This window comes from Nocardia yamanashiensis (assembly GCF_021183565.1).
Taxonomy (GTDB): domain Bacteria; phylum Actinomycetota; class Actinomycetes; order Mycobacteriales; family Mycobacteriaceae; genus Nocardia; species Nocardia yamanashiensis.
In genome coordinates this window covers 5,086,459-5,104,423 of record NZ_CP089226.1, presented here as the reverse complement: position 1 = coordinate 5,104,423, position 17,965 = coordinate 5,086,459, and the positions used below count along the sequence as shown (strand labels likewise).

Annotated in this window: 2 protein-coding genes (1 of these 2 cut by a window edge); both read left to right on the top strand. The window is 70.5% G+C overall.

The window, feature by feature from the left end:
• Window positions 1–349: 349 nt before the first annotated feature.
• The gene (locus LTV02_RS23885) at window positions 350–12,112 is read left to right on the top strand and encodes a non-ribosomal peptide synthetase (protein WP_233033986.1); all 11,763 of its coding nucleotides are present in this window, start codon (window positions 350–352) and stop codon (window positions 12,110–12,112) included.
• Window positions 12,112–17,965, top strand: the start of a protein-coding gene (locus LTV02_RS23880; RefSeq protein WP_233033984.1) for a non-ribosomal peptide synthase/polyketide synthase. The gene runs 13,418 nt beyond the window's last position; the window shows 5,854 of its 19,272 coding nt (coding positions 1–5,854); its start codon is at window positions 12,112–12,114; its stop codon lies off the right edge, out of view. The genes LTV02_RS23885 and LTV02_RS23880 overlap by 1 nt, the downstream gene beginning before the upstream one ends.

The window sequence follows — 17,965 nt, the reverse complement described above, 5'->3', positions numbered from 1 at the left end:
ACGGCATCCCTGTGATGCAGGCAACAACGGCACGATCCGAGACCCCCGATCGAGGGTCGCGCCGCAGCGGTGAAGTTGGAGGAATTCGGAGCAGCACAACTCGGATGCGGACGGCCCGGAGGCGACCGCATCCCGGCCGGCGCAAGCGAGGGCCCGGCCGGTTTCGCGTACTAGTTTGATCAGCCACGCGCACGTCCGCGCAGGACGTGGCGCGTATTCGTCGAATCAATCAGGGGCAGTGCGGTTTACCGCGGCCTGGGCACCGGCACACCGGTACCTCAGGTCTATTTCGTGCACCCCGAAAACTCTTCGGCCACAAAGTATTTCGTGAGAGCAAAGGGAGGCTCTGGTGCACCGTACCGAGTTGGGGAAGCCCGTTCCGGAAGAGGTTTCGCAGCAGGCCGGCGCGCCGTCCGCCGGCGCCGCGGCGCTTCCGCCGGGCGCCACCGAGCCCTTCCCGCTCGGCCCCGCGCAGGTCGGTCTCTGGTACGCGCAGCTGCTCGAGCCGGAAGTCCCGGTGAACATGGCCCAATACGTGGACATTCACGGTGATTTCGATGTCGAACTGCTATTGCGCGTCTCCCAGGAGGGCGTGAACGTCTGGCGTTCCTCGCAGTTGCGCTTCGCCGAGATCGACGGGCAGCCGGTCCAGTACCTCGACGAGTCCGATCAGGATTCGCACCACGGCTACCTGGATCTGACCGATGCGACGGATCCCGTTGCGGCAGCGCACGAATGGATGCGCGGCGAAGTGGTGCGGCCGGTGAACCTGCTGACCGATCTGCTGTTCGCGCCCACCCTGATCAAGGTGGCCGAGCGCCGCTACTTCTGGTTCGTGCGCGCGCACCACATCGTCGGCGACGGTTACGCCGCCATGAGCGTCATGCAGTGGACGGCCAAGCGCTACACCGCATTGCAGCAAGGGCTCGCGCCCGAAGTGGTGAAACCCGGTACGCCGCAAGAGATCGTGCAGGGCGAGTTCGATTACCGGGAGAGCAGCCGCTTCCGCACCGACCGCGCCTACTGGGCCGAGCGCACCCGCGGCCTGGACGGCGCCACCGCCCTCAACACCCGCACCGCGCCGCGCAGCGCCGGCAATCGCGTGTACGGCACCGCCCTGCCGGCGCGGCTGCAGGAGCGCATCGAAGCCGTTGGCGCGCAGAGTGATTCCGGGCTGCCGGTGGTGGTGCTGGCCGGTTTCGCCGCCTACCTGAGCCTGATGACCGGCAAGGACGAAGTGGTGATCAGCCTGCCGGTGACGGCGCGCACCACCGCGGTCATGCGGCGCTCGGTCGGCATGCTCTCCAATATCGTCCCACTGCGCATCTCCCTCGATGCCACGACCAGCTGGGCGGAGCTGCTCACCGCCATGCGGGTGGAGGTCTCGGGCGCGCTGCGGCATCAGCGCTACCGGCACGAGGACATTCGCCGCGACGACGCCGAGCGCGAGGGCCGTCCGGCCTCCCGGGCGCTGTACGGGCCGATGGTCAACATCATGCTGTTCCACAACCGCCTGGACTTCGGCGAGCTGAGCGGGCGGCTGCACATCATGTCGACCGGGCCCATCGAGGACCTGAGCCTCAATGTCTTCTACGGCGACAACGACCGCGTGCACCTCGATTTCGAGGTGAACCCGAATCTGTACAGCGCCAGCGAACTGACCCGGCATCATTCGCGTTTCCTGCGCTTCCTGGAGCGTCTGGTGGAGCTGGATCCGGCCGCCCCGATCGCCGGTGTGGATGTCGCCACCGAGCTGGAACGCGAAGTGGTGCTGCGGCTTTGGAACAACACTGGCCACGCGCGGGACGAGAGCGCCACCCTGGTGTCGATGTTCGAGGCGCAGGCCGCGCGCACGCCGGGCGCGAGCGCGGTGCTTTTCGCGGGTGAACCGGAACGCGATCTCGACTACGCGGGATTCGCGGCGCGGGTGAACCGCCTTGCGCGGTACCTGATTTCGCAGGGCGTCGGACCGGAAGACCTGGTCGCGCTGCACCTGCGGCGGTCGCCGGAACTGGTCGTCGCCATGTACGCCGTGCAGGCGGCGGGCGCGGCGTATGTACCGCTGGATCCGGATCATCCGGTGGAGCGCACTCGGCACATTCTCGAAACAGCCGCTCCGGCAATGGTTCTCACCGTGTCGGCGGATCGCCCGGCGGAGTCCGTCGCGGCCACCGCCCTGGACGAGCTGGAACTGTCCGCCTTCTCACCGTCCTCGATCACCGATGCCGAGCGCCGGTCCGGGCTGCGTCCGGCCAATACCGCCTACGTCATCTTCACCTCGGGTTCCACCGGCCGCCCCAAGGGCGTGGCCGTGAGCCACGCCGCCATCGTGAACCGCCTGGTGTGGATGCAGCGCACCTACGACCTGACCACCGCCGACGTGGTGCTGCAGAAGACCCCCGCCACCTTCGACGTGTCGGTGTGGGAGTTCTTCTGGCCCTTGCAGATCGGCGCGACGCTGGTGCTGGCGCAGCCGGACGGCCATCGCGATCCGGCCTACCTGCGCACGGTCATCGCCGAATACGGCATCACCACCGCGCATTTCGTGCCCTCCATGCTGGAGGTCTTCCTGTCCGGCCTGGACGCCGACGCCGCCACCGGCCTGGGATCGCTGCGGCAGGTGTTCGCCTCCGGCGAGGCGCTGGCCGCGCCCGCCGCCCAGCGGCTGCGTACGCTGACCGGTACCAGGCTGCACAATCTCTACGGTCCCACCGAAGCCGCGGTCGACGTCACCTTCCACGAGGTGACGGCCGCAGACACCGTGTCCGTGCCGATCGGCGCGCCGGTGTTCAACACCCGGTTGTACGTGCTCGACGCACGGCTGCGACCGGTGCCCGTGGGTACCCCGGGTGAGCTGTATCTGTCGGGGGTTCAGCTCGCCCGGGGCTACGTGGCGCGACCGGGACTGACCGCCGAGCGGTTCGTCGCCGACCCCTTCGCCGCGGCGGGGGAGCTCATGTACCGCACCGGCGATTTGGTCAGCTGGACCGAGGACGGCGAACTGGAGTACCTGGGCCGGACCGATTTCCAGGTGAAGGTGCGCGGCCTGCGCATCGAACTGGGCGAGATCGAGACGGTGCTGGCCGATCTGGACGAGGTCGAGCGCGCGGTGGTCGTCGTGCGGGACGACCAGCTGGTCGCCTACCTGGTGGCGGACCGGCCGATCGAGGACACCCGGCTGCGCGCCATCGCCGCGCGCGCCCTGCCCGCCTACATGGTGCCCAGCGCGTTCGTGGTGCTGGATGCGCTGCCGCTCAATGCCTCCGGCAAGCTGGACCGGGCCGCGCTGCCCGCGCCCGTGCGGGTGGCCGCGCGCTACGAAGCGCCGGTCTCGACGGTCGAGCAGGCCGTGGCGCGGGTGTTCGGCGACACCCTGGACGCCGAACGGGTCGGCCGCACCGACGACTTCTTCGCCCTCGGCGGCAACAGCCTGATCGCCACCCAGGTGGCGGCGCGGCTCAATGCCGAACTCGGATCCCGGCTGACGGTGCGCGAGATGTTCGCGGCCACCAGCGTCGCGGAACTGGCGAAGCTCATCGACGACCGGTTCCTGGACGACGACGCGAATCCGATGGCGCTGCCGCTGGTCCCGCGGCACGGCGCCGATCGCCCGGAGCTGGTGCCGCTCTCGCCCGCGCAGCAGCGCATCTGGTTCCTGAATCGCTTCGACGTCACCGACGCCAGCTACAACATGCCGTTCGTGGTGCGGCTGCGCGGCGCGGCGGAGCTGCCGGCCCTGCGCGCCGCGGTCGCGGATGTGCTGGCGCGGCACGAATCCCTGCGCACCGTCTTCCCGTTCACCGCGGAGGGCCAGGCGTATCAGCGGGTGCTGCCGGTCTCTGAACTGACCGACCGGTCCGATCTGGTCGAGCATCGCGTGGTCACCGACGGCGCGGAACTCGATGCCGCACTGGCCGATCTCGCCGGTCGCGGCTTCGATCTGGCCGCCGAGATCCCGTTCCGCGCGGGCGTTTTCACCGTCCTGGATGCCGCCCCAGACTTCGTACCGACCAGTTCTGTATCCGCCGACGAGCCCCGCTACGCCCTGGCCATGGTGCTGCATCACATTGCCGCCGACGGCCTTTCGCTGCCCATCCTGGCCCGGGATCTGATGCTGGCCTACGTCGCGCGCACCGCCGGGCAATCGCCCGAATGGTCCGAATTGCCGGTGCAGTACACCGATTACACGCTGTGGCAGCGCGATCGGCTCGGCGCGGCCGACGATCCGGAATCCCTGCTCGCCACCCAATTGGACTTCTGGCGGCGGACTCTCGCCGGCGCGCCCGACCAGCTCGACCTCAACGGCGACCGCCCGCGCCCCGTGATCGCCACCGGCCGCGGCGGCAAGCGCGCCGTGGAGCTGCCCGCCGAACTGCACGCCCGCATCACCGAAACCGCCCGCGCCGAGGGTGTTTCGACCTTCATGTTCCTGCACGCCGTACTCGCCGTTTTGCTGGCGCGCATGTCCGGCGAATCCGACATCGTGATCGGCACCCCCGTCGGCGGCCGCGGCGCGCCCGAACTCGACGACCTGATCGGCATGTTCGTCAACACCCTGCCACTGCGCACCGAGGTCGACGGCACCCGGGGCTTCCGGGAATTCGTGCGGCGGGTCCGCGACACCGATCTGGCCGCATTCGCGCACGCCGACGTCCCCTTCGAGCAACTCGTCGAGGCCCTGAATCCGCCACGCTCGCAAGCCCGGCACCCGCTGTTCCAAGTTGCCCTGTCGTTCACCGCGTCCGGGAATATCAGTGTCGAACTGCCCGGATTGCTTGCCACGGCAGGTACGCTGGACACCGGAGTGACCAAGTTCGACCTTTCGGTCGCGGTCACCGAAAGCTTCGTCGGTGCCGGTCCCGGGGAAGGTCCGGCACCGGCGGGGATCAACGCGGAGATCGAATTCGCGCTAGATCTGTTCGACCCCGCCACCATTGACGTCTTCGCCGCCCGATTCGAGCGGTTCCTCACGGCTGTCACCGCCGACCCGGACATCGTGCTCGACACCCTGCCGCTGCTGTCCGACGCCGAATACGCCGACCTCACCACACGTTCCGGCGGACCCGTCGAGACCGGCGCGGTACTGCCGGACCTGCTCGCCGCGGCCGTCGCGGCCAACCCGGACGGCGTCGCCGTGGTGGACGGCGACCGCGAGATCACCTACCGCGAACTCGACAGCCGCTCGAATCGCCTGGCGCGGCGGCTGATCGCGCTCGGCGTCGGCGCCGACGATCTGGTCGCTGTCGGTATGCCGCGTTCGCTGGAGTGGATTCTGGCGGTGTGGGCGATCACCAAGTCCGGCGGCGCCTGGGCCCCGGTCGATCCGGCCTATCCGGCCGACCGCATCGAACGCATGGTGTCCGATTCCGGGGCCGCGTACGGGCTCACCGTTTCCGCCGCGGCCGCCGGGCTGCCCGGCCTGCTCACCTGGCTGGTGGTCGACGACGCCGAATTCGACGGCGCGCTAACCGCATTCGCCGACACGCCGATCGACCCCGCCGAACGGGTGCGCCCGCTGCATCCCGCGAACCTGGCCTACTGCATCTACACGTCGGGTTCGACCGGGCTGCCCAAGGGCGTCATGATCACCCACGCGGGCATCCCGGGCTTCGCGGCCGGGCAGACACAGCACTTCTTCCTGGACAAGACGGCCCGCGTGCTGCACGTGGCCTCGCCCGCGTTCGACATCTCGGTCGGCGAGATCGCCATGGCCATCGATTCGGCCGCCGCGCTCGTCATCGCGCCGCCGCACGCCACCATGGGCGCGGAGCTCACCGAAGTGCTGCGCACGCACCGGGTTACGCACGCCTTCATGACCCCGTCCGCGCTCGGCACCGTGGACCCCCTCGAAGCCCCCGACACCCGGGTGGCGATCGTCGGCGGCGAACCCTGCCCGGTCGAACTGGCCCGCCGCTGGGCCGAGGCCGGTCGCGATTTCGTGAACGTCTACGGGCCCACCGAGACCACCTGTGTGTCGCAGGCGGCCAACCCGTACTCGGTCACCGACGAACTGCACATCGGACCGCCGTTCGCGGGCGTCTACGAATGGGTGCTGGACGACCGGCTGCGCCCGGTGCCGGTCGGCACCGTCGGCGAGGTGTACATCGGCGGACCGCAGATGGCGCGCGGCTATCGCGGCCAGGCCGGTCTGACCGCGGGCCGCTTCGTCGCCTGCCCGTGGGCGCCCGGCGAACTCATGTACCGCACCGGCGATCTCATGCGCTGGACCGGGTTCGGTTCCATGCAGTGCCTGGGCCGCAACGACTTCCAGGTGAAGCTGCGCGGCTACCGCATCGAGCTGGGCGAGATCGAATCGGCACTCGCCGAGCAGTCCGGCGTCCGGCGTGCCGTGGTGCTGCTGCACAAGCACGAACTGCGCGGCGATCAGCTGGTCGCCTACCTGGTCTCCGATGACGCGGAGCTGGACGTGACGGCGGTCAAGGCCGGACTGGCCGGTCGCCTCGCCCCGTACATGGTGCCCGCCGCCTTCGTGGTGCTCGACGAGATCCCGTTCACCGCCAACGGCAAGCTCGACCGCCGCGCACTGCCCGAGCCGGTGTTCGAGGCCGCCGCCTACCGCCGGCCGACCACCGTCACCGAGGAATTGGTGGCCGGGGTGTTCGCCGAGGTGCTCGGTCTGGACCGGGTCGGCGTGGACGACGACTTCTTCGCCCTCGGGGGCAGTTCGCTGGTGGCCGCCAAGGTGGTGGCGCGCCTCGGCTCCATGCTCGGCGCCACCGTCGGCGTGCGCGTGCTCTTCGAGGACTCCACGGTCGGCGCGCTGGCCGCCCGGCTGGACGCGGGTCTCGGCAATACCCGGCGTCCCGCGCTGGTCGCGGCCGAGCGGCCCGACCGGCTGCCGCTCTCGCCCGCCCAGCAGCGCATGTGGTTCATCAACCGCTTCGATCGCGATTCCATCGCCTACAACCTGCCGGTCGCCCTGCGCCTGACCGGTGCGCTGGATGTGGACGCGCTGGCGGCCGCCTTCGGCGATGTTCTGGAGCGGCACGAGACTCTCCGCACCGTCTATCCCGAAACCGCGCAGGGCCCGGCGCAGGTGATCCTTCCTGCGGCCCAGGCGCTTCCGGCCCTGACCGCCGTCCCCGTCGCGGAGGCCGAGCTGGCCGAGCGGATTCCGGCGATCCTCACCACCACCTTCGACGTCACCACCCAGGTGCCGATCCGAGTGGAACTGCTCCGCGTACTCGACGCCGCGGGCGCGCCCACCGGCGAACACGTGCTGGCCGGTGTGCTGCACCATATTTCGGCCGACGGCTCCTCGGTGGTCCCGTTCGTCCGCGACCTCATGATCGCCTACAGCGCGCGCCTGTCCGGCGCGGCTCCGGCCTGGGCGCCCCTGTCCGTGCAGTACGCGGACTACGCCCTGTGGCAGCACGAACTGCTCGGCGCGGAAGACGACGACACCTCGATCGCCGCCCAGCAGCTCGCCTTCTGGCGCGAGGCCCTGGCCGGTCTCCCCGACCAGCTGGACCTCCCTGCCGACTTCCCGCGTCCGGCCCGGCAAACCCTGCGCGGCAAGCAGATTCATGCCGTGGTCGACGGCGAGCTGCACGCCCGGCTCACCGAGGTGGGCCGCCGCAACGGCGCAACGCTGTTCATGGTGGTGCACGCCGCCTACAGCGCCCTGCTGGCCCGCCTGTCCGGCACCGCCGACATCGCGATCGGCACCCCGATCGCGGGCCGCGGCGACACCGCCCTCGACGACGTGATCGGCATGTTCGTCAACACCCTGGCCCTGCGCACCCACGTGGACGCCGCCGCCCCCTTCACCGACCTCCTGGCCCGAGTCCGCACCGCCGATATCGCCGCCTTCTCCCACGCCGACATCCCTTTCGAGCGCCTGGTAGAAGTCCTGAATCCGGTTCGCTCCCAGGCCCGCCACCCCCTCTTCCAGGTCGGCCTCTCCTTCCAGAACTACGAACAGGCCGAACTCCGCCTGCCCGACCTGACCGTCTCCCCGGTCGATTTCGACAACCACATCGCCCAATTCGACCTCCACCTCTTCGCCTGGGACCGCTACACCGAAACCGGCGCCCCCAACGGCCTGGACCTCACCCTCGGCTACGCCACCGACCTGTTCACCGAGGCCACCGCCCAGCAGACCCTCGACGCCCTGCTCCGCGTCCTGGAAACCATTGCGGCGCAGCCGGAAACGATCGTCGGCGATATCGACCTGCTGGGCGCGGACCACCGCGAGCTGATCCTCGAGCGCTGGAACGCCACCACCCACCCCGTCACCCCGGCCACCCTCGTGGACCTGGTGGACGCACAGGTGGCGAGCACGCCCGGCGCACCCGCACTGCTCGACGCGCACGGCGAAACCACTCTCACCTACGCCGAATTCGACACCCGGGTCAACCGCCTGGCCCGCCGCCTGATCGCCTCCGGCGTCGGCCCGGAGACCGGCGTCGTGCTGGCCATGCGCCGCGGCATCGACCTGGTGATCGCCATGTACGCGGTGATCAAGGCCGGCGGCGCCTACGTCCCGATCGACCCCGACCACCCCGCCGACCGCATCACCTACATCCTCGAAACCGCCTGCCCCGCACTGATTCTCACCACCGCGGCCGATGGCGCACCGTTCCTCTACCCGGTAGCAGTCGTCGCGAGCGCCGCGGCCGGCCTGGCGTCCGCCGGCCCGGATACGGCGTCCGGCGGCGCGGTCGAAACCGGCGCAGACGTGAAGTCCCTCGGCGCATCGAACGGCGGGGTCGAACTCGGCGCGTGTGCGGCGCTCGGCGGTGCGGTGCCGGTGCTCGAGGTGGATCGTGTTGATCTGAGCGGGTTCTCGGATGCGCCGGTCGCCGATGCCGAACGGGTGCGTCCGCTACGGGCGGACCATGCGGCGTATGTGATCTTCACTTCGGGGTCCACCGGGCTGCCGAAGGGCGTGACCATCCCGCACGCCGCGATCGTCAACCAGTTGCAGTGGCTGCGCGCCACTTTCGCGCTCGGGGTCGGCGATCGGGCGATGTTGAAGACGCCCGCCACTTTCGATCTGTCGGTGTGGGAGTTCTGGTCGCAGCTGACCTCCGGCGGCAGCCTGGTGGTGACCGCTGCGGGTGATGAGCGCGATCCGGATCGGTTGCGCGGTGTGATCGAGCGGCACGGGGTCACCGTGTTGCATCCGGTTCCGTCGTTGCTGGGCATGCTGCTCACCGGTGGGGAGCTGCCCGCTTCCGTGCGGGCGGTGCTGGCCATCGGCGAGGCGTTGCCCGCCGCGACCGCTGCGGACTTCCTCGACCGGACCAACGACGGCGCACAGCTTTTCAACCTGTACGGTCCGACCGAAGCCGCGGTTTCCATCACCGCGTTCGAGGTGCGGGAGCGGCATGCGCAGGCGGTGCCGATCGGCGCTCCGGCGTGGAACAGCCGGGTCTATGTGCTGGACAACCGGTTGCATCCGGTCGCGGTCGGGGTGCCCGGTGAGCTGTACCTGTCCGGTGCGCAGTTGGCGCGTGGCTACCACGGTCGCGCGGCGCTGACCGCCGATCGGTTCGTGGCCGATCCATTCACCGGGGAGCGGATGTACCGCACCGGGGACATCGTGCGCTGGCTGGCGGACGGGAACCTCGAATACGTCGAGCGGGCCGACTTCCAGGTGAAGATCGGCGGCTTCCGGATCGAGCTGGGCGAGGTCGAGACCGCGCTGCGCAAGCAGGCCGGGGTGACGGCGGCGGTGGCCGTGGCGCACACCGGCGGCGACGCGGGTGCGCGGCTGGTCGCCTACGCGGCCGTGCCGGAGGCCACCGACGCACAGCCCGAGGAACTTTCGGCGATGCTGCGCGCCGCGTTGTCGGCCGAGCTGCCGAAGTACATGGTCCCGGCCGCGATCACCGTGCTGGACGCCCTGCCGCTCAACGCGAACGGCAAAGTGGACCGCGCGCGGCTGCCCGAACCCGTCTTCGCCACGGCGGCCTACCGTGAGCCCGTCACCGAGCTCGAGCGGGCCGTCGCGGCCTGCTTCGCCGAGATCATCGGAGGCCCCGGAACGAATGCACTGCCTGCCGCAGCCGTTGCGACGACCGCGGCAGAACCGGCGAACTCGGCAGGTGGGGCGGCCGACGGCAGCGTCGGAGCCGCCGCGCCGGGCGCTCGCATCGAAGCGATCGGCCCGGCCGGGGTGGTCGGCGGCGGCGTCGCGGTCGCCGGTGCACCGGTGACCCAACTCATCGGCCTGGATTCGGATTTCTTCGCGCTGGGCGGAAATTCGCTCATGGCGACACGCTTGGCCGCGCGGCTCGGGTCGGATCTGGGCGTGCGCGTGCCGGTAGCGGCGATCTTCGAAGCGCCGACCGTCGGCGAGCTGGCGCAGTGGCTGACCACCGCCGAACGCGGTGAACAGCTGCCTGCGCTCACCAAGCGGACCGGGTCCGGGCTCGCGCCGGTTTCGCTGGCGCAGCAGCGCATGTGGGTGCTGAACCGGTTGCATCCGGAGTCGGGGGCCTACAACATTCCGGCCGCTATCCGGTTGACCGGGGAGCTGGAGCTGCCGGCCATGGAGGCGGCGCTGCGGGATGTGCTGGAGCGGCACGAGATTCTGCGGACTCGGTACCCGGAGAAGAACGACGAGCCGGTGCAGCAGGTGCTGGGCGTGGACGAGCTGGACCTGGAGCTGGTTCCGGTTCCGGTGGCCGAGAACGAGATTCACGAGCGGCTGTTCGAGGTCGTCACGGCCGGGTTCGACGTGACCGCGGCGCCGCCGGTGCGGGTGCGGTTGTTCCGGGTGGCCCCGGATCAGCACGTGCTGGTCGTGGTGGTGCACCACATCAGCGCCGACGGCTACTCGGTGGTGCCGATGACCCGGGATCTGGTGCTGGCCTACACCTCCCGGGCCGCCGGGCGCGCCCCGGGCTGGCAGCCGCTGCAGGTGCAGTACGGCGACTTCGCCGCCTGGCAGCGCGAGGTGCTCGGCTCCGACACCGACCCGGACAGCCTGCAGTCGCGGCAGTTGCGCTTCTGGGTGGACGAATTGGCCACCGCGCCCGAGCAACTGGCGCTGCCCACCGACCGCCCGCGCCCGGCCCGCCGCGATATGCGCGGCGCGGCAATCGATTTCGAGATCGCCGAAGAGACCGTCGAGCGGCTGTCGGCGCTGGCGCGCGAGCACGGCGCGACCCTGTTCAGCGTCGTGCACGCCGCCTTCGCCATCCTGCTGGCCAAGATCTCCAGCCAGCGCGACGTCTCCATGGGCGTCGCGGTCGCCGGTCGCGGCGAGCGGGCCCTGGACGACCTGATCGGCATGTTCGTCAACACCGTGGTGCTGCGCACCGAGGTGGACGGCAAGCTCTCCTTCCTGGAACTGCTCCGGCAGGTACGGGACCGGGACCTGGCCGCCTTCGCCAACGCCGACGTCCCGTTCGAACGCGTGGTGGAAGCCGTACTGGCGGCCAACGGCCGGCCGCGTTCCGCCTCCGTCACCCCGCTGTTCCAGGTCATGTTCGCCTTCCAGAACATCGGCGGGGGCGCGGTGGCGCTGCCCGGGCTGACGGTGGAGGCCCTGGAACCCGAGCTCACCGAAGCCAAGTTCGACCTGCAGCTCACCGGCATCGAACGCCGTGACGACACCGGTCGCGTGATCGGCCTGAACATGCGATTCGGTTATGCCACCGACATTTTCGGCGCGGACACGGTGCGCCTGCTGGCGCAGCGCCTGCGGCTGGTGCTGGATGCCGTGCTGGCCGATCCGGCGGCGGCCGTGCGCTCCATCGACATCCGGACCGAGCGGGAACGCACCCGCCGCCCGGGCGCCGTGGAATCGGCTCCCGCTCCAGGGAATCCGGCCGCCCCGGCCGACCTCCCCACCCTGATCGCGGCCGCCGCCGCGATCGCCCCCGAGACGATCGCCGTCACGCACGGCGATCACACCGTCACCTATCGCGCGCTCGCCGACAAGATCGGCATCACCGCCCGCGCCATGGGTGCCGCGGCCAAACCGGAAGCCCTGGTGAACGTCGCACTCGCCGGTTTGGTGCCCGGCATCCTGACCGCCCTCGGCGGGGCCGGTCTCTCCCAGGTCCTGGGCACGCTCGCAGCGCAGGCCCGAACCCTGGTTCTCAGTTCGGAAAGCACGTCGGAAGGAATCCTCTGATGCAGTACGCAGAGTCGATCGCTACCACCCGAACCGGCCGCGTCACGGCCTTGCGACGAGCTTACGGAGTCGGCGACCTACCCGGCCTGGTCCAGCTGGTGGCCGAGCTGGACCCCGCCCGCACCGCCCTCGAGTACGGCGGCCTGACCGTCTCCTACGGCGTGCTGGCGGCCGAGATCGCGGGTCTGAGCGAGGCCATGGGCGGCGCGCTGGAGCCCGAAGCCCTGGTGCAGGTGGTGGTCTCGGGTCAGCTGCCCGCCCTGATGGACGGCGCGGAAGGCGAATTGACCGCCGTGCTGGAGGGTTTGGTCGACGACGCGGTGCTGGCCGCCTCCGGTGTACTGGATCCGAAGCTGGCCCCGGTCGAAACCCTGATCACCCAGTTCCGCGAGCAGGTGCGCCGCACTCCCGACGCGGTGGCGCTGGAATTCGAAGGCGCGCAACTGACCTACGCCGAATTCGCCGCGCGAGTCACCGTGCTGGCCCGGCATCTGCGCGGTCTGGGTGTGGGCCCGGACGTACTGGTCGGCCTGGCGGTGCGCCGCTCGTTCGAACTGCTGGTCGGCATGTACGCCATCCTGGAGGCGGGCGGCGCGTACGTGCCGATCGATCCCGATCATCCGGCCGAGCGCATCTCCTACCTGCTCGAGGTGGCCACCCCGGTCGCCCTGCTCACCACCACCGCCGATCAGCCCGAGCTGGACGCCGACTACCCGGTGCTGCGCATCGACGAATTCGAGCGCACCGCAACCGAATCGGGTGCGACCGGCCCGCTGCTCTCGCCCGCCGAGGACCCGGAGCTGGCCCAGCCGAGCGCCGACAACCTGGTGTGCGTGCTGTTCACCTCCGGCTCCACCGGCCGCCCCAAGGGCGTGGCGCTGGCGCACCGCGCGCTCATCACCTTCTTCCAGTCCGAACAGCGCCGGCTGCGCCTGTCGGACGCGGACGCCATGCTGTTCAAGACCCCGATCACCTTCGACGCCTCCGTGTGGGAGATCTTCTGGACCTTGCAGTCCGGCGCGCGCCTGGTGATCGCCGCCCCCGAAGGCCACCGCGATCCCGCCTACCTGCTCCGCCTCATGCGCGAAGCCCAGGTGACCGGTGCGTTCTTCGTGCCGTCCATGCTGTCGGTGCTGGTGAACGAGGCCGAGCAGGACCCCGAGGGCCTGTCCGATTCCATGCGTTTCGTCTACGCCGGCGGCGAAGTGCTGCCCGCCGCGACCGCCGCTGACTTCCGCAGCGTCAGCGGCGCGACCCTCTACAACATCTACGGCCCCACCGAGGCCACCGTCATGGTGACCATTCACGAGGTCACCGCCGCCGATATCGACACGGTGCCGCTGGGCGGTCCCGGCGACGAGTGCGAGCTGATGGTTCTGGACGAGGATCTGCGCCCGGTGCCGCCCGGTGTGGTGGGCGAGCTGTACCTGGCCGGAATGCAGCTGGCGCGCGGCTATTACGGGCGCGCGGATCTCACCGCCGACCGTTTCGTGGCCAATCCCGAAGGCCCGTCCGGTGATCGCATGTACCGCACCGGCGACCTGGTGCGCTGGGTGACGCCCATCGACGGCGGCCCGGACGTGCTGGAGTACCTGGGCCGCAGCGACTTCCAGGTGAAGCTGCGCGGTCAGCGCATCGAGCTCGGCGAGGTGGAGTCCGCGCTGCGGCGTTCCGCCCTGGTCGCCCAGTCGGCGGTGCTCATGCACACCCGCGACGACGGCCAGCAGGCCCTGGTCGGCTACGTGGTGCCCACCCGCGAGGCCGAATTCGACGCGGCCGCGGTGCTTTCCGAGACTCGCGCGCACGTGCCCGCCTACATGGTGCCGTCGCTGCTGGTCGAACTGCCGGAGTTCCCGCTCACCGTGCACGGCAAGCTGGACCGCCGCGCGTTGCCCGCACCGGTGTTCGCCGACTCGGCCGCCGAGTACCGCGCCCCGGTCAGCGCCGCCGAGATCGCCGTTGCCGCGGTGTTCGCCGACCTGCTCGGTGTGGAGCAGGTCGGGTTGGACGACGACTTCTTCATGCTGGGCGGCAATTCGCTGGTCGCGACCCGCGCCATCGCCCGGATCCGGGACGCGCTGCACGTGGTCGTCGATGTGCGGGACTTCTTCGAGCACCCCACCGTGGGGGCCATCGCGAAACTGGCCGAGAACAGCCCCGCCGCAACGGCTTCCGCGCCCGAACTGGTGGCGGGTCCGCGTCCGGAGGAGATTCCGCTCTCCCCGGCGCAGCAGCGCATGTGGTTCCTCAACCGCCTCGCCAACACCGAATCCGACGCCACCGCAGCCGGTTTCGACGCCGCCGCGGTGGACAATGTGGTCGCCGCCATCCGCCTGCGCGGCGCCCTGGATACCGAGGCCCTGGGCGCGGCCATCGCCGATCTGGTCGATCGGCACGAGATCCTGCGCACCTATTACCCGCAACTGCCCGGCGGCCCGGTCCAGCGGATCCGCGCGCTCCCGGACCTCGACGCCGGCATGGTCGACCTGACGCCGACGCAGGTCGACGAACGCTCGCTGGTGCCGACCGTGCTGGCGGCGGCCGGGCGCGGCTTCGACGTGGCCGAGCAAGTCCCGCTCCGACTACGCCTCCTACGCCTGGGCGCCGACGATCACGCCCTGGTGCTGGTGGTGCACCACATCGCCTCCGACGGCTTCTCGCTCGGCCCGCTGGTGCGCGATCTCGTGGTGGCCTACGCGGCGCGCCAGGCCGGCAGCGCGCCCGGCTGGGAACCCCTCGCGGTGCAGTACGCCGACTACGCGCTGTGGCAGCGCGAACTGCTGGGCGACGAATCCGACGCCGACTCCCGCGCGGCCCGCCAGATCGCCTTCTGGACGAACGAACTCGCCGACCTGCCGGCGCAATTGGAGCTGCCCGCCGACCGCCCCCGCCCCGCGGACTCGAGCTACCGGGGCGCGAGCTTCTCCACCCTCGTCCCGGCCGAGCTGCGCGCCGCCGTCGACGCGGTCGCCGCCCGCTGCCAGGCCACCCCGTTCATGGTGCTGCACGCCGCGCTCGCGGCCCTGCTGGCCCGCCTGTCCGGCACCACCGACATCGCCATCGGCACCCCGGTGGCCGGTCGCGGCGAAGCGGCGCTGGACGACCTGATCGGCATGTTCGTCAATACCCTGGTGCTGCGCACCGAGGTGCGCGGCGCGCAGACCTTCGCCGAACTGGTCGGCCATGCCCGCGACCGCGATCTGCGCGCCTTCGCCCATCGCGACGTGCCGTTCGAGCGCCTGGTCGAGGTGCTCAATCCGGTGCGCGCCCGCAATCGCCACCCGCTGTTCCAGGTGGCGCTGTTCATGCAGAACCAGGGCATCCCCGCGATGGCGCTGCCCGGCATGAACGCCGAACTGGTCGACTTCGATCTGACGGTCGCCAAGTTCGATCTGAACCTCGAGGTGACCGAACTCGATTCCGGCTACCGCATCGACTTCACCTATGCCACAGACCTTTTCGACGAGCCCACGGTGCGCGAGTTCGCGGCCAAGTTCGAGCGCCTGCTGATCGCCGCCACCGCCGACGCCGACCGCGCCGTCGGCGATATCGAACTGCTGAACTTCGGCGAACTGGACTACGTTCTGGAGAGCTGGAACGCCACCGGCGCGAAGGTCTCCGACACCCTGCTGCACGCCGGTTTCGACGCCCAGGCGCAGCGCACCCCGAACGCCGTCGCCCTGATCGCGGGCGAGCACACCCTCACCTACGCCGAGCTTTCCGAACGCGCCGACCGCCTGGCCCGGCGGCTCATCGCCGACGGCGTCGGCCCGGAATCGCTGGTCGTGCTGGCCATGGCGCGTTCGGTGGAGCTGGTGGTCGGCATGTACGCGGTACTGCGCGCCGGCGCGGCCTACGTGCCGGTCGATCCGAGCCATCCGGCCGAGCGCATCGCCAACGTACTCGACACGGCCGCACCGAAACTCGTGCTCACCACCGCGGCCGACGGGTTCGCCACCGAGGCCGCGCCGGTGCTGCGCATCGATGAACTCGATCTCTCCGAGTTCCGAACCGGCAAGATCACCGACCGGGAGCGCCGCGCCGCCCTGCACCCGGAGCACCCCGCCTACGTGCTCTTCACCTCCGGCTCCACCGGCAAGCCCAAGGGCGTCGCCGTCAGCCACCGCGCCATCGCCAACCAGATGGCCTGGATGCAAGCCGAATACGGCATCAATCGCTCCGACGTCTACCTCCAGAAGACCCCCAGCACCTTCGACGTCTCGCTGTGGGGTTACTTCCTGCCGCTGCGCGTCGGCGCGACGCTGGTGCTCGCCGACGCGGACGGGCACCGCGACGCTCGCTACCTGGCGGAAACCATTGCCGCGCAGGGCGTCACGCTTACCGACTTCGTCCCCTCCATGCTTTCGGTGTTCACCGCGCACGCCGAGCCGAGTGAATTGTCTTCGCTGCGTGATGTTTTCGTCGCCGGTGAGGCCTTCCCGGTGGAGACCGTCACCGCCTTCCGCGCCATCAGCGACGCCACCCTGCACAACCTCTACGGCCCCACCGAGGCCGCCGTCACCGTCACCTATCGCGAAGCCGACGAGCTGACCCCCGCCGTGCCCATGGGCGAACCCGAGTGGAACACCCAGGTGTACGTGCTGGATTCGCGCCTGCGCCCCGCCCCGATCGGCGTGCCCGGCGAGCTGTACCTGGCGGGTGTGCAGCTCGCGCGCGGCTACTACCACCGCGGCGATCTCACCTCCGATCGCTTCGTGGCCAACCCGTTCGGCACTCCCGGCGCGCGCATGTACCGCACCGGCGACCTGGTGAAGTGGACCGCCGACGGCGAGCTGGCCTACCTGGGCCGCATCGACTTCCAGATCAAATTCCGCGGCCAGCGCATCGAACTGGCCGATATCGAGAGCGCCCTGCTGACCCTGCCCGAGGTGGCGCAGGCGGCGGTGCGGTTGATCACCGCCGACGCCGGGGACTACCTCGCCGGTTACGTGATCCGCACGGAGGGCGCCGAACTCGACGTCACCGCCGTCCGTGAGCGCCTCACCGCCCTGCTGCCCCCGTACATGGTGCCGACCGCCGTGGTCGAGCTCGACGAGTTCCCGCTCGGCACCAGCGGCAAGCTGAACCGCGCCGCGCTGCCGGTTCCGGTGCTGGCCGCCAAGCGTTTCCGCGCCCCCGTCGACGCCCGCCAGCTGGTGGTGGCCCGCGTCTTCGGCGAGGTGCTGGGCCTGGAGCAGGTCGGCCTGGACGACGACTTCTTCGCCCTCGGCGGCAGCTCCCTGCTCGCCACCCAGGTCACCGCGCGCGCGGGAGCCGAACTGGGCGTACGGGTTCCGGTGCGCCTGCTGTTCGACGCCGGGACGGTCGCGGGCTTCGCCGCCGCCCTCGGCTCCCTCGCCGAGGCCGCGCCCCGCCCCGCGCTCACCGCGGGCCCGCGCCCCGACCGGGTGCCGCTCTCGCCCGCGCAGCAGCGGTTGTGGTTCCTCAACCGCCTGGAGCACGAGGGCGAGGGCGCGAGCCTCTACAACATGCCCGCGGTGCTGCGCCTCACCGGCGAGCTCGACACGCTGGCCCTGGAGGCCGCCGTGCTCGACGTACTGGCCCGCCACGAATCCCTGCGCACCATCTACCCGGAGGACGAATCCGGCCCGTACCAGCAGCTTTTGGGCGCCACCGAGGTCGGGCTGAGCCTGAACCCGGTGCCGGTGCGCCCGGACGAGGTGACAGCGGCGGTCACCGCCCTCGCCACCGCGACCTTCGACGTCACCAGCGAATTGCCCTCCCGCGTCGCACTGCTGGTCGTCGATCGCGGCCTGGACGCCGCCGCGCCCGTGGAAGTCGTTGCCTCGCCCCACGTTGCCGCGTCGTTGGAAGCTGTTGCTTCGTCGGACG